Source organism: Eisenbergiella massiliensis (assembly GCF_003435485.1).
In genome coordinates this window covers 291,487-315,327 of sequence record NZ_QVLV01000003.1, presented here as the reverse complement: position 1 = coordinate 315,327, position 23,841 = coordinate 291,487, and the positions used below count along the sequence as shown (strand labels likewise).

Genomic DNA, 23,841 nt, shown 5'->3' with positions numbered 1-23,841 from the left:
AGGAGGAACCTTATGGGTATTGGCCTGATGGAAAAGGAAATACTGGAGCTTCAGGAAGAAAACTCCCGGCTGAAAATGTTGAGTGAGGCCGACGGCCTGACCGGACTGTACAATCGAACAACTGCTGAAAATATCATTATTGAACGGCTGAAAAAAAATGAGGGCGGCAATTTGATGGTGGTGGATGTAGACGGTTTTAAAAGGATCAATGACAGGTACGGTCATCTGTTCGGAGACGAAGTATTGAAGGGCCTGACGGCTTTGATGAAGGAGATATTTCCGCCGGAGAATGTGGTGGGAAGGTTCGGCGGAGACGAGTTCATTATTTTTACGACAAGGGAATGCACGCTGCAGGAGGCAATGCAAAAGGGCAAAGAATTAATCCGGCGAATGCAGCTGATGGGTGATAAAATGGGAGTGGAGGGGCGGCTTTCCGCCACCATTGGCGTTGTCGGCTGCAGGCAGAAGGATAACTACACCTCTGCTTTTGACCATGCAGATTATGCCTTGTTCCAGGGAAAGAAGAAGGGTAAGGCAGCGGTATGCAGTTATGATGAGGAGCATGGAAAACCGGAAATCATTTCCGCAGCGGTAAAGAACCATACGGAGGATACCGGAATTGATCTTGATATGGAGTTGATCTGGATGGAACTGAGAGAAAAGACGTCGCCGCAGGGCGCGTATTGCCAGGATTTTGCAACCTTTAAGCAGCTGTACCGTTTTGTGGAAAGAGGTTTGATGCGTCTGCCCATCAGTGCCTATACAGTTCTGCTGACGCTGGTGGATGACAGGAAGCAGTTCGTTACACTGCAGGATCGGGAATACCTGATGGAAAAGCTGGGGGGGACAATCTGCGCCTCACTGCGCAGCGGAGATGTCTACACCCGGTACAGCAGCTGCCAGTACCTGCTCATGGTAATAGGGGCCAGCCTGGAAAACGCCTGGAAGGTGGTGGAGCGCATCAGGAGTAACTATGACTGCATTACAGAAAAGTACTCCGTGTATATTGGAGCCAATGTCAGGCCCCTGCTGTGTGCGGGCAGAGGAATTACGGAAATGCAGCGGAAAAGAAATGAAAAGCAAACAGGAGAATGAATGGGGTAAAACAGAGAAATGAACAGAAAATCGGTTGATAAGACAATTTTACAGGTAAATATGCTGGGCGGCTTCTCTCTGGTTTACGGGAAAAAGCCGTTGCCTAATAATTATTCCGGAACATCCAAAATGATGCAGCTGTTTCAGATTCTTTTGTATGCTGGCAGAGAAGGAATTCCCCGGGCGGAGCTGATTGAAAGGCTGTACGGCAGGGAGGAGCTGGAGGATGCCGGAGCTACGCTGCGTGTGAATATTTACCGTCTGCGTAAATATATCCAGAAGCTGAACTGCTTTGAGAATACGGATTGTATCTGGTTCCAGGAAGGGTTATACCGCTGGAATTACTGCGCGGTTCCGCTGGAACGGGATACGGACAGGTTCCGCCTTACAGCTGAAGAAGCGCTTCAGGAGACGGATCCTGACAAGAAAGCGGAGCTGCTTAAGGAAGCCTGCAGAATGTACCGGGGGGAATTCCTTCCGGAGCTGGCCGGCGAGGAGTGGGTTGCCATCGAAAGCTGCAAGTACCAGAAGCTGTACGTGGACTGCATCAATGAGGCTTCCGCTCTGCTGCGGGAAAGACAGGAGTACGAAGAACTTCTGGAACTTAGCGCTCAGGCCTGCGGAATTTACTTTTTCGAGGAATATTATCTGATGCAGATAGACTGTCTGATGGCTCTGGGAAGATATAAGGAGGCCATGGAAATCTATGAGACGGCGGCGGCCTTCTACTTTGAGGAGCTGGGGCTGGAGCCTTCGGAGGAAATGCTGGAAAGATTCCGGCAGATGCGGGAGAAGATTCATTACAATGCTTCGGTAATTACCGATATCAAGCAGGGACTTCAGGAAAGTGAAGAGAAAAACGGCGCTTACTTCTGCAGCTATCCTGGTTTTGTGGACTGCTACCATATTGTCTGCCGTATGGCGGAAAGAAGCGGGCAGCCGGCTTTCCTGATGCTCTGTACCCTGGTGGACGGGGAAGGCATGCCGCTGACAGAGGATGCCAGGCTGGACAGATATATGGATAAGCTGAAAAGCGCGATCCGCTCTGCACTGCGCAGGGGAGATTCCTTTACCCGTTACGGAAACAACCAGTTTCTCGTTCTTCTTGTGGGAATCAGGCAGGAGAACTGCGAGATTACCCAGAGCCGTGTTTCCAACTGCTTTTTAAGCTATGGGTTCAGAGGAAAAATATCCATCCGCTATGAGGTGTACCCGGCGGCAGAGGAGAATGAAACGGCCGGAGAGCTGCTGTTTGGCCAGTCTCCGGACTGGCAGCAATGATTCCTGCCGGGGCGGATAAGGGCCGCAGCGGCCGTTTCAGGTAGACTGTGCGTTTTCGGCGGGCAGAGGCAGGATGACGGATACACGGAAGCTCTGATCTGTTTGATCGAATTCCACCAGCCCGTCATACTGGCTGACAACATTCCGCACGGACTGTGTTCCAAGACCGTATTTTCCGTTTTTTGAAGAAATAAATTTTCCTTTTTTAATCAGAGGAGGGCTGGTGCAGCTGTTTTCCAGTTGCACATACAGCTTTCCTTTTTTATATTTTCCACGTACAGTGATGTACTGATTTGTTTTTTCCCGGCAGCAGGCCTCCCAGGCATTTTCCAGCAGATTGCCGAAGAGGATGGAAAGCTCGGTGTCCGAAACCGGCAGGTCCGGAGGAAGCTCCATCTTGGTCTCAAAAGCGATTCCCTGGCGGTCGCAAAGGTTTTTATAGTACTGCAGAATAGCGTCAATGACCAGGTTGGAGCAGAGGATGGCGCGTTCCTGTCCCATGGTGGTAAGGATATAAGTCTCCAGATAGTCCATGGCTTTCCGGGTTTCGCCCGCACTTAAAAAAGAATACAGCGTGCGGAGATGGTGACGCTGATCATGACGCTGCTTGGCGGATTCCTCGATTTTTTCAGTCAGCTCCAGATAGTGCGCCTTCTGTATGGCAACCTGTTTTGTGAGCTGGCGCTTTTCTTCCGCAAAGGTGAGGCGGAACTGATAGGAGAGCGTGAAATCCTTCCACAGCGTATAGCCTATGGCGCCTACCAGAATCAGGCCTCCGTATTCGGGAAACCATTTTCCCAGGATTGGTTCATAATAGGGCATCAGCAGGTCAGAGAGCAGGGAGGCGGCGAAAATGGTGGTACAGGTCAGAAGCAGCCAGGAATCTGTTTCTCCGTAATATACTGTGGAGGCCGCATGCCACAGCAGATACAGCGCGGTCAGGATTTTGACGGCAAAGGACACCCGGGAAAAAATTATATGAAGTATTTCCTGATGGGGCGGAAACAGGCAGTAAAGAATGACCGCAGCGCAGAACAGGGAAAGCAGTAGCAGCATGGCGGAGTAAAGGCGGGGCTTTTTCCCCGGCAGATATCGCTGCAGGATGATAATCAGCAGATACATGCCGTAGATGCACAGAAGCTCCAGCATATACCAGGGCTGGAGGCTTATGGTGAAATAGGTATAAAGCAGGGGATAGCTGGTATACCCGGCCAGACACAGGCACAGAAGCGCGAAAATAATCGTGATGGACTGCTTTGCCATCAGGCTGAAGTACAGGGAAAGCAGCCCGCACAAAACCGTGCAGATCAGGGCGGACAGAGCGATGAGCAGCCGGATATTCAACAGCCGGCTCACCGCATAGGGCTCGCCCAGCAACGGAGGATAGGTCAGTCCGCTGTAAAAATGGGAATAGTTGGTAACCTGCAGCAGCAGCTCCGTAACTCCTGATGCAGTGAAGGAAACAGTACGGTTTCCGATACGGGCAAGATAATTATCCGGATCCGGATCCCCAAGCTGGAGTATTTTTTCTCCCCCAATATAAAGGGAATAAGAAGAAAAAATTTCAGGAAGCGCCAGTGTATAGGAACGGGGCGTACCGGGCAGCGACAGGAGCAGGCGGTAGGTAGCGCTGCCTCTGGTGCTGCGTGCAGGGTTATCCATGCTGAAGTTATTATATTCGCCGATGGTTATATAGCGCATATAAATATCCGGCGTTTTTCCTTTAAAATCCTCGGGGGTCAGCAGCACATCAGGATAAAACTGCCACTGCCTGGTAAGAAAATATAGCTGTCTTCCGGCCAGATCCTCTTCGGAAAGACAGAGCATCCCGCTGACAGGCTGCAGCCCTTTGGCCGTATATTTATTATCATACCAGTAAAGGAAGTGAAGGCAGACAAAAAAGCAGGCCAGTGTAATCATAATCAGAGAAGCTATTTTCAGAAGTTTTCCGGAATTACTCATATCTGCCGCCCCCCTTTTTACGCACTATAAAAGTGACCGCGGCTAACAGGAACAGGACTGCGGCAGCGATGAAAAGAAGTCGGATAAATACAGCCCGGCGTGACGGTTCCTCTGATTCTTCCCGGACAGGAACGTCTTCTTTTTCAAGTCTGTAATCACCTGTTTTGGTGACAGTGAAGGAGAGAAATCCGTCCTTTGCGGCAAGCCCTTCGCTGACGCAGCCGGTTTCATGCATAAGCCTGTAGGAAGAAACCGTGTCTTCTATCGGCAGCATGATATGGGAAGCGGGAAGATCTGTCAGCTCTTTCCCGTCCACGGACAGAACAATACGGAAGGTTTCCTCCGAAGGCCGGAGTAAAGTTACCGAAAACAGGGAATCATCTTCAGGGATTTGTTCTTCCAGCCAGCTGGAAGGGAGCCGCAGAAGTATGCCGTTATGTTCAAAGGGAATGAAGTCGGGATAGGATCCGGACAGGATTTTCAGCCTGGCTGCGGAGAGGACAGTGGTATCCCTGGTAACGGTTTCCCGGATTTCCTGGCGGGAGTTATTTTCCGATGGAGACTCCGTTTCCTGTTGGAAGGCGGAATCATGAGGGGAGACGGAGGGTTCATTTTTATCTGAAGACGGTTGTCCGGAGGAAATAGAAGCATTCGCTGGCTGTCCCTCAGGGCTTTCCGTCTCTACAGGCAGTTCTGTGGCAGGCTCCTGTATATCCTGAGGGGCCATGAAGAAAGGCTCTGTATCAGGAACAGCGACGGAACCGGAGGCGGTATCCTGAGCGGGCGGAGTGTCCGGTATATCGGGAGCCGGCTGGGTAATAGGCGGCTTTGTCTGCTGTTCGCTGTCTCCGCCGTCACGGTTCCCGTCCACATAGGTGACAGTAGGAGATTCGCCGTCATCAAGGATATGCAGGATATTGGATTCCCGGCCTTTGTAGTATATCTTAAAGTAATAATGAGTGTATGGATCCAAAGCATCCCGGTACACACAGAAATGAGAGGGGAAAAAGTCAAACAGGCTGTTGTCCGTACAGGGAATAAAGTGGGAATTTTCCAGCTCCGTATCCGTCAGCTCTTTTTCACTTGTCAGATAATAGGGGATAATGGAGGCCTCTTCCAGCGGTTCAAGCCAGTCTCCGGCAAAGCGGTTATCAATGTATTGGACATACAGGCACAAAGTCCCCGGGGCCCTTACATAAATGGTTTTGCTGCAGGTCTCCAGGGAGGGATCCAGGCTGTACTCCTGTTGATATGTTTCCGGAAGGGTGAGCTGGACATGCGCCGTATAGGTTCCGGGCCGGCTGATATCTACCGCGCTGTAGTCCCAATGGGTATCCAGCATGACAGCAGAAGAATAATCTTCGGTAAATGTCAGCGCATATTCCGGAAGGCTTTCCAGGTCATACGAATAATAAGAGGAATTCACTTCATAAAGGGCGGGCTGCAGATAATAGGAAAAATCAGCGTCGTTAAGCCTTGTGAGCAGCTTCTTTTCCCCATTTTCCAGGATAGATATGGGAATGACGGGGACAGGCGGAATAAAGCCGTCTTTCCATTGGCAGCCTTTTGGGAGGATCAAAGTTCCCTTTACCTGATAAGTACCCGGTACGGTGCTGTCAAGGCTTTCCGGTGAAAGCGGCATTCCGCCATCGCCATCCTGTGCTGTGCCGGTATATACGGTCCACTCTGCATAGAGGGAAAACGATTTATAGATATTAAACGGCTCGGTCCATCCGATATAGAACGTAAAATTCTTAATGGTATCAATCAGTTCGGAGGTATCCTCCCCATAGTTCAGGGTGTAGGCGGCAAAGGAATCATAATTTCCGCCGGAATCATAGGAGCATAAAATTTTCCCGTCCAGGCCATCCAGTCCATCCAGGCCGCAGGCAGTTTCGGTTTCCGGCGGTTGTGTATCGGGTTCCTGGAAAATTGCCATATTTTTCGGAGGCGGAACTGTTTCGGCAGTTTCCGGCTCAGATTCGGACTCATCCTCCTGCATTACTGAATTTTCGGAAATCTGTTTGCTGTATCCGTCAGCAGGAGCAGACGGTTCCGAAGCATGGATATGCAGTGAAAAAAGAAGAATGAAAATAAATGCCGCCATAGCAGGCATGAAATATTTTTTCATAAATAAAGTCTCCCTGATTTGAGCAGTTCCGCCCTCGCGCTGGCCTGTTACAATTCCTGAAAGGAAAATTCAAGATATCTTCTGCGGGCCTGTGTATATTCTCTGCGGCTGATGGGAACCTTTTCGTCATTGTCCATAAGGAAACCATCCTCCAGCAGCCTGTCAACATGCTCCATATTTACGATCAGCCCGCGGCTGCAGCTTAAAAAACGCCTGTCCGAAAGGAGAGGCTCCATTGTCTGGGAAAAGGAAACATGGGAGGAAAGCGTCAGTGTTGTACCTGTCAGATGAAGTATGGTATTTCGGCCCGACGTCATGGCATATATAATCTGGGAAAAAGGAAGCTCCAGGTCATTCCTGTCAATACGGACACAAAGACGTTTGTGGGATTGCTCCGCCTTTTGCACACATTCGGGAAGGACTGAAAACAGGGTCGCCCTGTTCAGCGGCTTCAGCAGGTACTGATATGCATGTACTTCATAGCCTTTTATAGCAAAGTCAGGGCTGGTAGTGAGAAAAATCACCATACAGTCAGGGGCTGTCCGGTACAGTATCCGGGCGGCATCCATTCCGTTCATGCCTTCCATAAAAATATCCAGAAACACCAGATCATAGGCATCCGGCTTCAATGTCTTCAAAAAGTCCCCGGCACAGCAGAATTCGTCATATTCAGTCTTAAAATCATACCTGTCGAAAAACTGCCGGAGCAGGTCAAGAAGTAAATTCCGATCCTCTTTCAAATCGTCCACAACCGCAATTTTCATCAAAGCCTCCTGATTGAAATATTGTCGATGATAACAGACCGTCCCCCGGTAAATTTCCCGGAATTCAGATAGAGTATCCGGACGCGGGATTCCTTCAGCAACGACGGGGGGATTGTTATGGTAATATTATAACATGCCGGAATAAGGGGAGGGAATACCGATTGCGCACATTATTAACCGTTTATGCACCAATAATTGTTTTTTACAGGGGTATATGTTACCCTTGTTTCATAAAATGTGTTACTGCTCAGCTATACAGAAATCGAGGTTCGGGCCGGCCGGCAACGGAAATGGAATGTCATGGGTTGCGCCGGACACAGCTGTTTTTATCGGAATCCGGGATAAGGAGGTGTACGAATTGCGTATTGTGCTGTGTGTGCCTTTAACGGAAAAGGAAGAGCTGGAAGCAGCTCTCAGGGATGCCTATGGGGCGGGGGATGAGCAGGGAGTTCTGGTAGTTTTTACGGACAAGGATGCATTTATCAGGGATATCAGGGAGCATGCCTGCGATACGGTAATCGTTTCATGGAATGGAGCGGAAGGGATGGAAATGATAAGAAGCATACGGGAATATAACGATGAGGTTCCGGTGGTATGGATGTCGGAGGATAAGGATTTTGCCTGCACAGGCTACCGGTTCCATATTGCGTCATTTGTGAAGAAGCCCGCATCGGCAGAGGAGATCCGGGCTATTCCCCAATGGTGCCTGGAATGGAGAAGGCAAAATGGAAGTGGTAATATTTTATGATAAGGAAGCTGAGTGGTATAAGCAATGCATGAGTGAGCCGGAAACGGACTGCCGGCTTTATTTCCGGCCGTGGGAAAAGGTATATGAAAATGAATGGCTGGAGGAAGGCGGTCCGTCCCTTGCCGCGGTGGTGGTAAACGGCGCTGCCGGAATGAACTGCTGCCATGAAATACGAAAAAGAAGCAGAGGGCTTCCGGTATTATGGGTCAGTGATCAGGAAGGGTTCCTTGCGGAAAGCAGAAGGATCCCCGTGCAGGAATTCTGGACACAGCCGGTTTCCTGCCGCCTGCTGAAACGGATTATACAATGTATGCTTGCGGAATATAGAAAAAGCAGGCCGTCCGGGTGATGATCGGACAGTCTGCCTTTTTTCATTTTATTCCATATCCAGATATTCCAGGAATTTCACCGCATTATCAACATGCTCCGAATTGACAACGATTCCGAACAGCGCGTCATTGGTAACGGCATATGCCTGTGTCCTGACAACTCCCGGCGCATCAGCAAGCTGGATGCCGATGGGGATTTCCCCCTGCTCATCATCGGGCACATCATAATAGAAGAAACGGTCCTGGTATTTATCAACCAGCTCCTTTGGAAGAACCTCGTTCAGATTGGAGAAATATCCCGGATCCGCATAATTGGTAAAGGTCTTGGTATCCGCCATAATGACATCAATTTCCTTGGCGGCGACAAGCGCCATAAGCTTCTGTACATTGGCCATGGTATACTGATCCATAGCCTCCTCCTGGATGGTGAAATTCATCTCCAGGGAAGTGGTGTATTCCTTGGTGTCAATTCCCGCATATTCATTAAAGCCGTTCATAAAGGCCTCGGTATCCATCTCCGAATATCCGTTGATGAACAGAGCGGATAATACGCTGTCTTTAGCTGTTGCAATGGTGTAAATCAGGTTCCCGGCAAAAGCGATGACAAGTATAGTCACCAGTGCGGGTATCCTGTAATATTCCCAGAAATAGAGAAGCTTTTCTTTCGGTGTTTTTCCCGCAAGCTTTTTGCGCTGGGCTTTGATTTCATCTGAAACGGAATTTCCTTCTGCCATAATCATCCTCACTTCCGCTGCCGCGGCAGCTCTTTTGTCGTACAGCTCAGCCAGGCGAACTGTTGTAGGCATCCGGCTGTAAAAAATACTGCGTGATGGGCCGGACGCCAGCTGCCACCGCGTATTCGCACAGACAGCGCAGTTAATGCGCAGGCCTGTCGGAACTGTTGCTTTTTGTTTCCTTATATATGATAGTCGGTTGTTCAAATGATGTCAATGAAGCGTTTTGCCTAACCTCTAAAATTTTTCTAAAATCCCTGTGAATTTTTAGCGAAACCAGGCGGAAAAAGGGATTCTTGCTTGCATGTTACAGCATTTTGTAATATCATATTACCTGAAGATAAAAATGCCGGAAGGGCATTGCAGAATAATAAAGGGTGGTATGTGTAATGGAGACTTACGTAGAATGCATGGTGAAGAAAAAGGCGAACGGATTAATGTCGGCATTGAAGGTTCTGCTGATCGGGATCGCCGTAATCACAGGGCTTCTTGGCTTTATGGGACTGATTGTTTTCCTTATTATAGCGGTAGTGGCCGGAGTGGGGGCTTATTTTGTCAGCCTGAATGCGAATCTTGAATATGAGTATCTGTACGTGGACAAGCAGCTCACCGTGGACAAGATCATGGCGAGAACCAGAAGGAAAAAAGTGGAGACCTTTGACCTGGAAAGAATGGAAATTCTGGCGCCTATCAAGTCCTGGCATCTGGATGATTACAAGAACAGGCAGCTGAAGGTCGTGGATTACAGCAGCGGCGTGGAGCAGCAGCCCGACATCCGCTACAGTATGATATATAATGGAGAAAAGAGGGTAATTTTCGAGCCCAACGCCGAAATGGTAGCGGCTATTAAATCAATTGCACCGAGAAAAGTTTTTACCGATTGACAATCGTCCGCAAGTTTGGTACACTTTTCAAAACACAAAACTGTCAGTAATTTACTGGCAGTTTTATATTCACAATTTTTAAGGTTTTATCCGTTCCGCAGTTCCCATTGCGCTTCGGGTAAGGCGGTTCTGCGTCCCCTTTTTTCAGGCAGCCCCCTGCGGCCAGGCAGTGCTTTCTGAAAAAGGGGATGCAGAACCGCCTTACCCGAAGCGCAATGGGAACCGCGGAACGGATAAAACCGTCAAATCCAATTCAAATGAAAAAACAGGAGGAGAAGAAATGGGTCAGATTATAGGTGACGGCATTACCTTTGACGATGTGCTGCTTGTCCCGGCATATTCCCAGGTAATTCCGAATCAGGTTGATTTGACAACCTGGCTGACAAAGAAGATCAAACTGAACATTCCGATGATGAGTGCAGGAATGGATACCGTTACTGAACACAGAATGGCAATTGCCATGGCAAGGCAGGGCGGCATTGGTATTATCCACAAAAACATGTCTATTGAAGCGCAGGCAGAGGAAGTTGATAAAGTAAAACGTTCAGAAAATGGAGTCATCACCGACCCGTTCTCGCTTTCCCCGGAGCATACACTGGAGGATGCGGACAACCTGATGGCAAAATTCCGCATTTCCGGCGTGCCTATCACCGAGGGACGCAGGCTCGTTGGTATCATTACCAACCGTGATCTTAAATTCGAAACCGATTTTTCAAAGAAAATCAAAGAATCCATGACCTCCGAAGGCCTGATTACAGCCAAAGAAGGAATCACCCTGGATGAGGCTAAGAAAATTCTTGCCAAAGCCAGAAAAGAAAAACTCCCTATTGTAGATGACAATTTTAACCTGGTGGGTCTTATTACCATTAAGGATATTGAGAAAACCATCAAGTATCCCCTTTCAGCAAAGGATGCCCAGGGCCGCCTTCTCTGCGGTGCAGGCGTAGGCATTACTGCCAATGTTCTGGACCGTGTGGGCGCTCTTGTGGATGCAAAGGTGGATGTGGTTGTTCTTGATTCCGCCCACGGACATTCTGAAAACGTGCTCAGATGTCTGCGCATGATTAAGGAAAAATATCCGGACCTGCAGGTTATCGCAGGCAACGTGGCAACAGGCGAGGGCACCAGGGATCTGATTGAAGCCGGCGCAGATGCGGTTAAGGTAGGTATCGGGCCCGGTTCTATCTGTACCACCCGTGTAGTTGCAGGTATCGGCGTACCTCAGGTAACGGCAATCATGGACTGCTATGCGGTTGCCAAGGAATATGGGATTCCGATTATTGCGGACGGCGGCATCAAGTATTCCGGAGATATGACAAAGGCCATTGCAGCAGGCGGCAATGTCTGCATGATGGGAAGTATCTTCGCAGGCTGCGACGAAAGCCCGGGAACCTTTGAACTGTATCAGGGACGTAAATATAAAGTATACCGCGGCATGGGCTCCATCGCCGCCATGGAAAACGGAAGCAAAGACCGTTATTTCCAGAATGATGCCAAGAAACTCGTACCCGAAGGCGTGGAAGGCCGCGTAGCCTATAAAGGCACTGTGGAAGACACCGTATTCCAGCTGATGGGAGGCCTCCGTTCCGGTATGGGCTACTGCGGAACCCAGACTATCGAGGAACTGAAGGAAAACGGCAGATTCATCAAGATTTCCGCCGCATCCCTGAAGGAAAGCCACCCTCACGACATCCATATCACCAAGGAAGCTCCTAACTACAGTGTGGATGAATAAAGAAGTAAATGGAGCTTCCTTTGGAGGCTCCTAATTACAGCGTGGATGAATAAAGAAGTGAATGGAGCTTCCTTTGGAGGCTCCTAACTATATGCAGGTGGAATATTTCTGACCCGCCGAATCAGGGAAAGCTGTCCCGAAAACTGCAGAAATGCGGTACGGGGCAGCTTTTTTATACCGCAGGCAGGCATCCGGCCATTAATAAGCGCTGCGCAATAGGCCGGTACGGTTGCCTGCTTCTGCTGTGTATTCGTACGCTCCGTGCAGTAAATGCGCAGACCTGTCCGAACGTTTACAATTTACAAATATATTTGTTGACAAACCGCCGCGTTCATCGCAATATGATATTACGTAATTGTGCTGTCTGAGTTTCGGGAGGAAGCCGGCAGAAAGGCAGAAAGAGAATATGTGGCAGAGCCTGCTATGCTGAAAAAAGCCCCGGAGGCTGAAAAGTCCGTTCCGTCCACTGCACATCGCCGGACGGCGGTGCAGGAACATATACCCAACCAGCAGGAAAAATAAACAGAAAGGGCATAATCGTCTGCCGGATTATGCGGATAAACATAAAAGCTATGGATTTAAAAGAAGTTAAAGAACGTATGCGAAGCGGAAGGCTTTACTATCCCACAGGGGAGGACTTATTGCAGGAACAGGCGAAATACATGGAAATACTGTATGATTTCAACCAGACACGCCCCCGCGAGGGAGAAAAAAGAGCGCAGCTTCTGGAAAAGCTGCTGGGCGGCGTGGGGAAAAACTGCTACGTGGAGCCGCCTCTCCATGCCAATTGGGGCTGCAATACCTACATGGGAGATGAGGTATACGCCAACTTCAATCTGACCCTGGTGGATGATGCAAGAATCAATATAGGAAGCCATGTAATGTTCGGCCCGAATGTGACGGTTGCCACAGCGGGCCACCCGGTGGAGCCTCTCCTGCGTTCCCGCCAGGCCCAGTATAATCTTGAGGTCAACATCGGTGATAACGTATGGATTGGAGCCGGTGCAGTCATCCTTCCCGGAGTCACCATCGGTGAAAATACAGTAATCGGCGCGGGAAGTATTGTGACAAAGGATATTCCCGCCAATGTTGTGGCTTATGGAAATCCCTGCAAAGTGGTAAGGGAAATCGGGGAAAAAGACAGAAAATATTATTACAGAGACAGGGAAATCGACCTGGACTGAAAAAAACGGCAGCCAGGAAAATATTTAAAAAGAGGCGGGACTGAAATAATAAAAATTCAGTCCTGCCAAATTTTTGCGTCTTAAATGCCTCCAGTCCCGCCCATCCGGCCGCATCAGCCCGTTTTCATTTAAACAGCGCTGCCCTGAATCCGCTTTCGGAGGTTCCAGTCGGTATCCCCTTTGCCCTTTTGCAGGAATATGGTATCATAAAAGCAGATAATATAACATCAGGTATGCACGCTTGCTGCGCATAAACAGCAGCAGATACAGCTTGAAAAGGAGGCGGCGATATGGGAAACGATCACAGGACCAGAGTAACTAAAATACTGATCCGTAAGGCTTTTACGGATTTGCTGAAAAAAAAGCCCATCCAGAGCATCTCCATTAAGGAGCTGTGCGAAGCGGCCCAGATTAACAGAGGAACCTTCTACACCCACTATGCAGACATTTATGATCTGCTGGAAAAAATGGAAGAGGAAATGATGGAGGATTTTCAGAAAGCGCTGGAGCCTCTTTTGTCCATGGAGCCGGAAGGGCTTACGCCTGTAAAAATAACCACCGGGATTTTCCAGTGCCTGAAGGAAAATGCGGATATCTGTACGGTGACTCTGGGGGATTTCGGCGATAAGGAGTTTGCGCTGCGCCTCATTAACCTTGGACGGGAAAAATGTGTGGAGACCTATTCCCGTTACTTTGAAACGGCCACGCCGAAGCAGATTGAATTTTTCTACGCCTTTGTCAGCGCTGGCTGTATCGGCCTTCTCCAGAAATGGCTGGCGGAGGGCATGGTAACAAGCGCCGAGGAAATCGCGGAAATGGCTGAAAATATCATGATGTTTGGTATGGGGGCGTTGAAATCCGGGAATATACAAAAAAACTTTAAAGAATTTTAAGAACTCTTTCCGGTGATAAAATAAAAAAATATGCTATACTCGTAACTATCCGGTGTTTTACAGGTGCAGCTTGCCCTGCATCGGGAAATTCCTGCGGATGGTTCCGGAAAGATGAAGGAGTTTTTGTTCATGAAATTTATTAAGAAGCTTATTTTGTCATTATTTTTTCTTCTGCTGTTGGCGGCCTGCGCCGTAGGCGGGCATTTTGTGTGGCAGGGCTACCAGATATACCAGCAGGTAATTCAGGAGACGCCGCTTGCCGATAAGGTGGAGGAAATTCGTTCCAAGCCTCACTACACAACCATTTCCCAGCTGCCTGACATCTACAAAAATGCGGTGGTGGCAGTGGAGGACAAACGTTTTTACAGACATGGGGGAATCGATCTCCTCTCTACGGGAAGGGCGGTTGTCACGAATATCAGGGAAAAAAAGCTGGCGGAGGGCGGAAGCTCCATCACCCAGCAGCTTGCCAAGAATCTTTATTTTTCCCAGGAAAAGAAATTCCTGCGGAAGGTGGCGGAGCTGTTCGTTGCCTTCGACCTGGAGAAAAACTACAGTAAGGACGAGATATTGGAGCTGTACCTGAACACTATTTATTTCGGGAGCGGATATTACTGCGTCTACGATGCTGCCGAAGGTTATTTCGGAAAAGAACCGGGACAGATGAATGATTTCGAAAGCACGCTTCTGGCGGGAATTCCCAATGCGCCCTCCGTTTATGCGCTTACCAACAAACCCGAGCTGGCGGCTCAGAGACAGCGCACCGTCCTGGAGTGCATGGTGGACCAGAAATATCTGACAAGTGACGATGCAAAAGAAATCCTCAAATGGGGAGAACAGGCGAAGCAGGCTATGGCCGGTGAGACGGAAATCCAATAAACCGGTACAGGAAGGCATGATGGGATCGGCTATGAAGAAAATATTAATCGTGGAAGATGATACGCTGTTAAATACCACGCTTGTCTATAATCTGCAGGAGGAAAAGCTCTCTGCAGCATCCGCATTCAGTTGTGCACAGGCCAGAAAGCTGCTGGAGACGGAGCGGTATGATATGACAATTCTGGATGTGAACCTGCCGGATGGTGACGGTTTTTCCCTCTGCCGGGAATTTAAAAAAAACTTCCCTGCAATGGCAGTGCTTTTCCTTACGGCCAATGATCTGGAACGGGATATGCTGAAGGGCTTTGAACTGGGTGCCGCAGATTATGTATCCAAGCCCTTTCCTGTAAAGGTCCTGGTAAAAAAGGTAAAGACCCTCCTGCAGCTGTGCTCAACCAGGCAGGAGCAGCCGGACGGCATTTATGAGGACGGAGAGCTGCGGATCGATTTGCGGAGCCTGCGCACGGTTTATCATGGAAAGGAAATCCAGTTCACGCCGCTGGAATACAGGCTGCTGGAGATTTTTACCAGTAATCCCGGCATTGTGCTCACCAGGCAGAAGCTGCTGGAGAAGCTCTGGGATGAGCAGGAAAATTATGTGGATGAGCACACGCTGACTACGGTAATCAGCCGGGTAAGGGGCAAGCTGGAGGGAGAGTACCCCTATATTAAGACCGTATACGGCATGGGCTATCTGTGGAACGGCCGGCAGGAACGGCGTCTGTAAAATCAGGGACAGCCCCGGCGTCTGTAACGGGACGGCCCCGGCGGCGTGTCAGGGATGCCTGCTAAAAGGCAGCAGATGAAGGAACGCCCGGGCTGCCGCAGGGAAAAGCCGGAGAGACAGAAAGTAAGAGAGACAGAAAGACAACAGAAAGATAACAGAAATACAACAGAAAGACAGGTAGAAAAAAGCAGGAAAGACAGGGAGAAAATGCATATGGCGGAAGAAAAATACAGGGACGGCGCAGAATGGCGGCTTTATACAGGAGCTGTCAGCGCCGCGGCATTTTTAATGGTAACGGCTCTGACAGGGGCCTTTTTTATATACACCCATTCTTTAGCAGTATTGTATATGGGCCTGGCAGCAATTTCCATTGCAGTTGGCTGGGGCTGCCTGATTCTCACCGGCCTGCGCAGACACCTGGATCAATTTATGACCGCAACAGGGGAACTGATGGATGCGGTGATGGCATCCGGGAATACTCTGTATGAAGACACAGCCGGCCCTGCATTGCAGCAAATGGGACACCTCCTGCGGAATATTACAGATTTGGAGGAGGACACACTGTTATCCAGGCTTGGGAACAGGATCCTGCGCCTTTATGAGGTGGTGCAGAACAGCCGCAGCCGTGTGGAAGAAGAAAAACAGCGTCTCCAGGAACTGGTTTCCGATATCTCCCACCAGGTAAAAACCCCGGCGGCTAATCTGAAAATGCTGGGGAACACCCTCCTGACCCATACCATGCCGCCCCAAAAGCAAAAAGAATTCCTGGAGGCCATGAACGGCCAGGTGGAGAAGCTGGACTTCCTCATGCAGGCGCTAGTCAGGACCTCCCGGCTGGAATCAGGAATCCTCGCCATACGCAAGCAACAGGAATCCCTCTACGAAACGCTGGCCTCTGCCCTGGGCGGCATCCTGTTTACAGCGGAAGCAAAGGACATACATGTAGAAGTGGAATGCCCGGAACACCTTATTGTGCCCCACGACCACCAATGGACAGCGGAAGCAATCTTTAACCTGCTTGACAACGCGGTAAAATACACGCCTTCAGGCGGAAAAATCCATATAAAAGCAGAAAAACAGGAAATGTACACACGCCTGGAAATTACCGACACAGGCAAAGGCATCCCGGAAACAAATCACGCCGCTATATTCCAAAGATTCTACAGAGAAGAAAACACCGCCGATACGCAGGGCCTTGGCTTGGGCCTGTACCTGACCCGGGAAATCATAACCCGCCAGGGAGGCTATGTAAAAGTAACGTCCGCCCCCAACCAGGGCTCCACATTTTCCATCTACCTCCTCAACCGCTGACCTCATCCCGCGCATCCAATAGTCCTTACTTAGGAAATCTTTTCGGTTTCTGTGACTTTTACGCAACATTTCCCTTCTATAATCTGTATATAGAAAATGACGCAGGGAAGCAATGCGGAAGGGAGCAATTATGACGATTTTACAGACAGAGGATTTAAAAAAATATTATGGACAGGAACCCAATATTACGAAAGCGCTGGACGGAGTGAACCTGTCCGTGGAGCAGGGGGAATTTCTGGCGGTGGTAGGCACCAGCGGCAGCGGAAAGTCCACGCTGCTGCATATGATGGGAGGGCTGGATACGCCTACCTCAGGCAGCGTGAAAGTACGGGGAAAGGAGCTGGCGGAAATGAATGACGAGCAGCTCACAATTTTCCGGAGGAGGAACATCGGTTTCATTTTCCAGAACTATAATCTGGTTCCGATTCTGAATGTATATGAAAACATTGTACTGCCTGTGGAGCTGGACGGAGAATCGGTGGATATGCCTTTGTTTGACAGGATTGTGGATATGCTTTCCCTGAGGGAAAAGCTGAACAGCATGCCGAATAATCTTTCCGGAGGGCAGCAACAGAGAGTGGCGATTGCCAGGGCGCTGATAACCAAACCTGCCATCGTGCTTGCAGACGAGCCTACCGGGAACCTGGACAGCCGTACCAGTGCCGATGTGCTGGGACTTTTAAAAATGACGAGCGAACAGTTCAATCAGACGGTGGTCATGATTACCCATAACAACGAAATTGCCCAGCTTTCCCATCGGATAGTGCGGATTGAAGACGGCAGAATCGTTGAAAAGCAGCAGGGGGTGGTGTGATGTTCCGGAATCTGAATACTGGCATTATCAAAAGGCTGGCGGTAAACAGCCTGAAGTCGGATAAGAAAAGAAACCTGTTTTTAATTCTCACCATCGCTTTCAGTGCCTGCCTTATGCTGACGCTGTCCTTAAAAATACTGGGCCAGAACACGAAGTTGAACCGTTACCTGAAGGGAAGATATCAGACCGTGTTCACGGATTTATCTGCAGAAAAGGTTGAGGAACTGAAGAACCGTCCCGAAGTGGAGCGCTCCGGCGTCAAAGTCAGCCTGGGCACGCCCCGGATCAGGGATTATGTGCTGACGATTGAATATGTGGATGCTGAGACGGCAAGCCTCCTGACCTATGGGGAGCTGGAAGGCAGCTGGCCTGAAACGGAGAATGAAATTATTGTGGAAAGCGGATGCCTGGAGCATCTGGGGCTTCCGATACAGACCGGACAGACGCTGAATATGGATATGGGCGACGGTGTGAAACGGGATTATACGGTGAGCGGCGTGATGTATACGGAGAATGAAGCCAGGATTTACCGGGTCATTGTGTCCGAGGCATATCTGAATGCCGTTACTGATGGAAATCCCCGATATACGCTGAATATTCGGCTCCGCGGCACAGAGGGCGACGATATGGAAACCCTGAAGGGGAAGACGCTGGCGCTGGCAGAGGCCTGCGGGCTGAAGGAACAGCAGGTTTTTTACAGTTCCACATATTTTACCATGGGAGAGGATCTGCCTATTGAAAAGGTGATGGCAATAGCCTTTTGCTGCCTTCTGATTGTAGTCGCCACATCGCTGGTGATATACAGCCTGTTTTATATTTCCGTGGTGGCCAAAACGCAGGAATACGGCAGGCTCCGGGTCATTGGGACAACAAGAAGACAGATAAAAAAGCTGGTGCGCAGGGAAGGCCTGTTTGTTTCAGGTATTGCCATTCCGGTGGGAATTCTGTTGGGAAGCCTTCTGGGATTCCTGCTGGAACCGGAGGGATGGAAATGGAGTATTTCCATTCCCTGCATGGCAGTGATTGCCGTACTGACAGAGACCGCTGTAATGATTTCTATCCGTACCCCGTTAAAAATCGCTTCTTCGGTATCTCCGGTGGAAGCCGTCAGAATCAATGAGGTATCTACAGGCGGGGCGGTCCGGAATAAGGAAAGAAAACAAAGAAGGATCACGCCTGTCAGCCTGGCGTTTCTCAATTTTGGCAGAAACAGAAGAAAGGCGGCGCTCACGCTCTGCTCTCTGGGATTTACCGGGATTCTGCTGATGTGCGCGGCCTCCTACCTGAATTCCGTGGATGCGGATGCCATGGCAAGAGCAGGCTTTGGTGTGGGCTGCGTCCACATAGAACTGGAACAGGGGGACAATGGGGCACAGGAGATTGATGCGGATAGCGCTACGGAATATTATACAAAAATGGAACAGGACAATCCGCTGGATGATGAAATGTTTAGGGAACTGTCACAAATTGACGGAGTAACGGATGTGGCTGTTTTCCGCGGCTGTAAATCGAATTTTATTTTTCCCAGGATGAACGATTACGCCAGGGAGAATCCGGATACACTTTCCTTCCGGAATATCGGCCTGAGCAGGGCGCAGATGGAGAAGTATTCCGACATGCTTCTGGAAGGGACGATAGACTATGATATCCTGGTGAAGGAGCATGGGGTTCTGGCAGGTGATTCGGAGAAGCTGATGTACCGTTTTTACGGCTATCAGCCTCAGCTGGGGGATGTGATACAGGTGAAAACGGATCAGGGAACGACGGTGGAATTAAAGGTTATGGGGCTGGTTGAATCACCCCATGTGGGAATAGACGTCCCTTTCTTTTATGTGCCGGATGCCCTGCTTCCTTTGCTGAAGGAATCGGTGGATAATTTCAATACGCATTATATGGTGGAAGGCGAACCGGATAAGGAAGTGCAGATCGAAGAAGCGGTTATTGATATGATGGAGGATTGGGACCATGTGGAAATAAATTTCCTGAGTGATATCAGGCATCAGATGGTAAAAAGCATGGAACAGATCAAACTTCCGCTGTACGGGCTGGTTGTATTCATTGCCCTGTTCGGTATCCTGAATCTGGTGAATACACTGCTTACCAATGTGGTGACGCGCAGGCAGGAGTTTGGTATCCTGCAGTCCGTGGGAATGAGCGGCGGGCAGCTTTCCGCCATGCTGAAGGCGGAGTGCTTTTTCTATGTGGCGGGAACGATCCTGATTACCCTGACACTGGGAACGGCGGCCGGCTGGACGCTGTGCAGGATCTTTGACCAGCTGGGCACCTTCGGGAAGCTGGTATTCCATTTCCCTTTTGTGCCGGTGTTTGTGTTTGCGGCGCTGCTGCTGGTAATTCAGATGGTGTTTTCTGTGTGGGCGGTCAGATACTGTGGGAAGGAGCCATTGATTCAGCGTATTAAATCAGAGTAGGGGGAAATAAATCCTCCCTCTGTGAAACCTGCCCCTTCTGCCACTAAAGCCCGCGCTGCACATCCTTCCGGCCTTCGGCGGCGGCCGTGTCTGTTCCGGACGGTCAGCCTGCGAGGTAGTGAGGGACTACGACGCGCAGGACGGAGTAGAGGAGGGAGGCTGCGGTAAAGAAGATGATGCAGGCGGTGAGGATGGCAGGGAGTTTTTCGGCAAGGGTGCGCAGCTTAAGCCTGTCTGCCAGCTCCTGGAGGAGGAAGGCAAGCTTGCGGATGCCCAGGGTTACGAAAAACATGAAGGCGGGAAGCATGGGCATGAGGTATCTTCCCTGGGGCTGGAAATCCCAGGTGTAGGAGTAGTAAATGCAGAGGAATATGGGGATAATGCAGGCGAGGAGCATACAGCCGTTGAAGAACCAGCGGCGTTTCTGTTCCTGCCAGGTAAGGTAAAACGAGTGGCCGATGGGAAGCATACATGAGATCAGGCCCAGGATGAAAATGCGGTAGTAGGTTTCATAAATGTAGTAGTGAGTAGGCAGGTTCATGGGACCAAACATGGCCACAAAGCTTCTGACCAACAGGGTAAAATAGTCGGTTCCGAATATCATGGTGAAGACGCCGATGCCCTGATTTTGGTAAGTCTGGCGCAGCGCCGGGTGGAATTCAGGAGTGCAGGAGGCCGCCACGCAGAGATTTCTGGCCTCCATGCCGAGAAAATCGCCATGATAGAGAATTGCATTGCGGATAAACCACCAGCCGGCTCCCACGAGGAAAACAGCGGTGATAAACAGGCCCGCCTGCAGCAAAGGCCTCCATTCCAGATGGTAGCTGTCTACGGGAGAAGCGGTTCCGTCGGAGGTGATGGTCCGGGCGGATACCTTGCTGATAAAGCAGCTGATAAATAAAACCACGGTAACAAGAACGGCGCCGTAGGCGTTGTAGTAGGAAAGCGCGCACAGTATGACTCCTACGGCAGTCTGGATGCAGGTGGAACGTGTAAAGCCGTTTTTCATTCCCTCCAGCACAGCGGCGAACATAAGGATAACGGAGAACAGGGCGCAGGAATCCGTGTTGATATAGGTATGCAGAAAAATGCTCTGGGGGAGAAAAACCACCAGGCAGGAAAACAGCCACTGCGTCATTTTTTCAGGAAAGAGCAGCCTGGACAGGCGGCGGGTAAAAAAGGCCGCGGCCATGCCGAAAGCTACGTTTATCAAACGGGCTGTAACAAGCAGCACGTCAAAGCGTTCCGTAAATACACGGACAGCGCGCAGCAGGTATCCATCCAATATGTAGGTAAGCATTGGCTGAAAGGCATATGAACCGCCGTAGCCCGGAATGAGCACCGCCGGATCATCGCCTTTGGGGAGCCTGCCATTCTCATAGATGAAACGGACAACCCGGAAGCGGTTGATTTCATCCGGCCCTTCCCCGAAGGGCTGGATAAAGGCAAAGATCAGCATACAGATCAGCGCAAGTGAAAAAAAGAGAAATTCATGAAAAAGTTCATTGGTATAGAAACGGCGCATTTTTGTCATAGAGTGCTCCTGTAATCTTCTTATAATCGATGTATGGTTATTGCCGGAACTGTCCGGTTAAAATCATTATAATCGAAATCGGCCTTAATTTCCACAAAAATACTTGTCACGGGAAAAAGGATGGGATATACTGTCGATATAGGGCGTTTTCGCCCGATTAAATTTAAGGTAGTACGTACGACTGGCGGATTGGTGGAGCACCACAGGGAGTATGTATGAAGAAAGCCGGCCGCCTGGGTACCCTTATAGGAGTAACCAGGCGGTTTTTTATTTCCGTGTGAGGCTATGGAAATAAAAACCGTCCGACAGGCCTGGGCCGGCGGAAAGAATTCTGTAAAAAGCAGCCGTAAAGCGGCGGAATGGAGGAAGCGATGAATTTATTGTCTCTGGAAGAAGAACTGAGGAGCAACGCCTATCCCGGAAGAGGTATTGTTCTGGGAAGGACGCCTGACGGCAGAAAAGCGGTAGCGGCTTATTTTATTATGGGCAGAAGCTCCAACAGCAGAAACCGTATTTTTGCAGAGGACGGAGAGGGGATACGTACCCAGGCATTTGACCCTTCCAAGCTGGAGGATCCCAGCCTGATCATTTATGCGCCTGTCCGCGTGCTGGGGAATAAGACGATTGTGACCAACGGGGATCAGACAGATACGATTTATGAAGGCATGGATAAGCAGATGACCTTTGAGCAGTCCTTAAGAAGCAGGGAATTCGAACCGGACGGCCCCAATTATACCCCCCGTATTTCAGGCATTATGCATATCGGAGAAGGCAATTATAATTTTGCCATGTCCATTTTAAAGAGTGATGACGGATGTGCTGACAGCTGCAACCGTTTCACCTATGCTTACGAGAATCCTGCGCCGGGGAAGGGACGTTTCATCCATACTTATATGCATGACGGCAATCCGCTTCCCAGCTTCGAAGGCGAGCCAAAGCTTGTGGAAATCAAAGGGGATATCGATGAATTTACGGATATGCTCTGGAACAGCCTGAATGAAGAAAACAAGGTTTCCCTTTTTGTCCGCTATATTGATATCGAAAACGGAAGCTATGAAACAAGAATCGTGAATAAGAATAAATAACAGGAGAATGATGAGATGAACGAAATTCAGTTAAAATATGGCTGCAACCCGAACCAGAAGCCTTCCCGCATTTATATGGAGGATGGAAGCGAGCTTCCGGTCACTGTCCTTAATGGAAAACCCGGTTATATTAATTTCCTGGATGCCCTGAACGGCTGGCAGCTGGTAAAGGAATTAAAGGAGGCCACCGGGCTTCCCGCTGCAACCTCTTTCAAGCATGTGTCTCCGGCAGGCGCGGCAGTAGGCCTTCCTCTTTCCGAGACTCTGGCCAGGATTTACTGGGTTGATGATCTGGGTGAGCTTTCTCCGTTGGCCTGTGCTTATGCCAGGGCAAGAGGAGCGGACAGGATGTCTTCCTTCGGTGATTTTATTTCCCTTTCCGATGTATGTGATGCGGATACGGCGAAGCTTATCAAAAGAGAGGTTTCCGACGGCGTTATCGCTCCCGGTTATACGGATGAGGCGCTTGAAATCCTGAAGCAGAAGAAAAAAGGAAATTATAATGTGATTTCGATCGATCCTTCCTACCAGCCGGCTGCATTGGAAAGAAAGCAGGTATATGGGATTACCTTCGAACAGGGAAGAAACGAACTGAATATCAATGAGGAGCTGCTTTCCCATATTGTGACCGAAAACAAAGAAATTCCTGCGGAAGCGCTGATCGATATGAAGATTGCGCTCATTACTCTGAAATATACCCAGTCCAATTCCGTATGCTACGTAAAAGACGGACAGGCTATCGGCATCGGCGCAGGCCAGCAGTCCAGAATCCACTGCACCCGCCTGGCAGGGAACAAGGCTGATAACTGGTTCCTCCGTCAGTCTCCCCAGGTGCTTTCCCTGCAGTTTGCAGACGGCCTGGGACGCGCGGACAGGGATAATGCCATTGACGTTTATATGAGCGATGATTATATGGATGTACTGGCAGACGGCATCTGGGAAAAGACCTTTAAGGTAAAGCCTCCCGTATTTACCAGGGAAGAAAGAAAGGAATGGCTGGAGAAGCTGGAAAATGTAACACTGGGCTCCGATGCCTTCTTCCCCTTCTTTGATAACATCGACCGCGCGCGCAGAAGCGGCGTAAAATATATCGTTCAGCCCGGCGGTTCCGTTCGTGACGATGCGGTAATCGATGCCTGCAACAGATATGGCATGGCTATGGTATTTACAGGAATCAGGCTGTTCCATCATTGATAAAATAAAGCCGTACAGGAGGCTGTGCGGTTGTATAGCTGTGCGGCTATAGTTAGTGGTAATAGTTGGTTTCTGAACTGTTATGGTAAAAGAGGTGTTCTCCCGGCGGGCAGCCGGAAGAACACCTC

At 49.8% G+C, this 23,841-nt stretch carries 20 protein-coding genes and 1 riboswitch; of the genes, 15 read left to right on the top strand and 5 right to left on the bottom strand.

The features are described 5' to 3' along the window. Positions 1 to 12: 12 nt before the first annotated feature. Complete coding sequence (locus tag DXC51_RS06535) at positions 13 to 1,095, top strand: GGDEF domain-containing protein (protein ID WP_117530760.1); 1,083 nt, start codon at positions 13 to 15, stop codon at positions 1,093 to 1,095. Positions 1,096 to 1,113: 18 nt separating this feature from the next. Continuing rightward, positions 1,114 to 2,376, top strand: coding sequence for an AfsR/SARP family transcriptional regulator (locus tag DXC51_RS06530; protein ID WP_021638151.1), 1,263 nt, complete (start codon positions 1,114 to 1,116; stop codon positions 2,374 to 2,376). Between the two features lie 36 nt (positions 2,377 to 2,412). Here DXC51_RS06530 and DXC51_RS06525 read toward each other — a convergent pair whose 3' ends face one another. Genes DXC51_RS06525 through DXC51_RS06515 form a run of 3 tightly spaced genes read right to left on the bottom strand, consistent with a single transcriptional unit; the run spans position 2,413 to position 7,233 of the window. Further along, positions 2,413 to 4,338: a GHKL domain-containing protein gene (locus DXC51_RS06525; protein WP_025488771.1), complete on the bottom strand. Its 1,926-nt coding sequence runs from the start codon at positions 4,336 to 4,338 to the stop codon at positions 2,413 to 2,415. Beyond that, entirely contained in the window at positions 4,331 to 6,469 is a 2,139-nt protein-coding gene (locus DXC51_RS06520; RefSeq protein WP_117544116.1) for a hypothetical protein, read from the bottom strand. Before DXC51_RS06520 ends, DXC51_RS06525 begins: the two co-directional genes overlap by 8 nt. 47 nt (positions 6,470 to 6,516) lie before the next feature. Then, the gene (locus DXC51_RS06515; protein WP_021638154.1) at positions 6,517 to 7,233 is read right to left on the bottom strand and encodes a LytR/AlgR family response regulator transcription factor; all 717 of its coding nucleotides are present in this window, start codon (positions 7,231 to 7,233) and stop codon (positions 6,517 to 6,519) included. Between the two features lie 295 nt (positions 7,234 to 7,528). Between DXC51_RS06515 and DXC51_RS06510 the strand changes: the two genes are divergently transcribed. Continuing rightward, on the top strand, positions 7,529 to 7,981 hold the full coding sequence (locus tag DXC51_RS06510; protein WP_035322989.1) for a response regulator: 453 nt from the start codon (positions 7,529 to 7,531) through the stop codon (positions 7,979 to 7,981). After that, positions 7,959 to 8,330, top strand: coding sequence for a hypothetical protein (locus DXC51_RS06505; protein WP_021638156.1), 372 nt, complete (start codon positions 7,959 to 7,961; stop codon positions 8,328 to 8,330). Before DXC51_RS06510 ends, DXC51_RS06505 begins: the two co-directional genes overlap by 23 nt. A gap of 27 nt (positions 8,331 to 8,357) precedes the next feature. Here the strand turns inward: DXC51_RS06505 and DXC51_RS06500 are convergent, their stop codons facing one another. After that, positions 8,358 to 9,044: a hypothetical protein gene (locus DXC51_RS06500; RefSeq protein WP_146045283.1), complete on the bottom strand. Its 687-nt coding sequence runs from the start codon at positions 9,042 to 9,044 to the stop codon at positions 8,358 to 8,360. Between the two features lie 389 nt (positions 9,045 to 9,433). Between DXC51_RS06500 and DXC51_RS06495 the strand changes: the two genes are divergently transcribed. The 9 genes from DXC51_RS06495 to DXC51_RS06455 all read left to right on the top strand — a co-directional run bounded on the left by DXC51_RS06495 (position 9,434) and on the right by DXC51_RS06455 (position 19,900). Beyond that, positions 9,434 to 9,928, top strand: coding sequence for a DUF6106 family protein (locus tag DXC51_RS06495; protein WP_021638158.1), 495 nt, complete (start codon positions 9,434 to 9,436; stop codon positions 9,926 to 9,928). Between the two features lie 280 nt (positions 9,929 to 10,208). Further along, positions 10,209 to 11,663, top strand: a complete 1,455-nt coding sequence (gene guaB / locus DXC51_RS06490; RefSeq protein ID WP_025488777.1) for an IMP dehydrogenase — start codon at positions 10,209 to 10,211, stop codon at positions 11,661 to 11,663. A gap of 572 nt (positions 11,664 to 12,235) precedes the next feature. Beyond that, on the top strand, positions 12,236 to 12,847 hold the full coding sequence (locus DXC51_RS06485) for a sugar O-acetyltransferase (protein ID WP_035323032.1): 612 nt from the start codon (positions 12,236 to 12,238) through the stop codon (positions 12,845 to 12,847). A 290-nt stretch (positions 12,848 to 13,137) separates the two neighbouring features. Continuing rightward, on the top strand, positions 13,138 to 13,740 hold the full coding sequence (locus tag DXC51_RS06480) for a TetR/AcrR family transcriptional regulator (RefSeq protein WP_021638163.1): 603 nt from the start codon (positions 13,138 to 13,140) through the stop codon (positions 13,738 to 13,740). A 129-nt stretch (positions 13,741 to 13,869) separates the two neighbouring features. Then, complete coding sequence (locus tag DXC51_RS06475) at positions 13,870 to 14,619, top strand: biosynthetic peptidoglycan transglycosylase (RefSeq protein ID WP_102288583.1); 750 nt, start codon at positions 13,870 to 13,872, stop codon at positions 14,617 to 14,619. Positions 14,620 to 14,650: 31 nt separating this feature from the next. Further along, positions 14,651 to 15,346 carry a response regulator transcription factor gene (locus tag DXC51_RS06470; protein ID WP_035323035.1) on the top strand — a complete coding sequence of 232 codons (696 nt, stop codon included), beginning with the start codon at positions 14,651 to 14,653 and terminating at the stop codon, positions 15,344 to 15,346. A gap of 213 nt (positions 15,347 to 15,559) precedes the next feature. After that, positions 15,560 to 16,657 (top strand): sensor histidine kinase, encoded by a 1,098-nt coding sequence (locus tag DXC51_RS06465; RefSeq protein ID WP_035323038.1) that lies wholly within the window; start codon positions 15,560 to 15,562, stop codon positions 16,655 to 16,657. 130 nt (positions 16,658 to 16,787) lie between these two features. Continuing rightward, positions 16,788 to 17,471, top strand: a complete 684-nt coding sequence (locus DXC51_RS06460; protein ID WP_025488782.1) for an ABC transporter ATP-binding protein — start codon at positions 16,788 to 16,790, stop codon at positions 17,469 to 17,471. Next, entirely contained in the window at positions 17,471 to 19,900 is a 2,430-nt protein-coding gene (locus DXC51_RS06455) for an ABC transporter permease (protein ID WP_021638168.1), read from the top strand. The genes DXC51_RS06460 and DXC51_RS06455 overlap by 1 nt, the downstream gene beginning before the upstream one ends. Before the next feature lie 103 nt (positions 19,901 to 20,003). Here the strand turns inward: DXC51_RS06455 and DXC51_RS06450 are convergent, their stop codons facing one another. Beyond that, on the bottom strand, positions 20,004 to 21,434 hold the full coding sequence (locus tag DXC51_RS06450) for a glycosyltransferase family protein (RefSeq protein WP_021638169.1): 1,431 nt from the start codon (positions 21,432 to 21,434) through the stop codon (positions 20,004 to 20,006). Between the two features lie 167 nt (positions 21,435 to 21,601). Further along, positions 21,602 to 21,680, top strand: a riboswitch (ZMP/ZTP riboswitch). Between the two features lie 125 nt (positions 21,681 to 21,805). Between DXC51_RS06450 and DXC51_RS06445 the strand changes: the two genes are divergently transcribed. Next, positions 21,806 to 22,519 (top strand): IMP cyclohydrolase, encoded by a 714-nt coding sequence (locus DXC51_RS06445; RefSeq protein WP_025488787.1) that lies wholly within the window; start codon positions 21,806 to 21,808, stop codon positions 22,517 to 22,519. A gap of 15 nt (positions 22,520 to 22,534) precedes the next feature. After that, the gene (locus DXC51_RS06440; RefSeq protein WP_021638171.1) at positions 22,535 to 23,713 is read left to right on the top strand and encodes a phosphoribosylaminoimidazolecarboxamide formyltransferase; all 1,179 of its coding nucleotides are present in this window, start codon (positions 22,535 to 22,537) and stop codon (positions 23,711 to 23,713) included. The last annotated feature ends 128 nt before the right edge of the window (positions 23,714 to 23,841 follow it).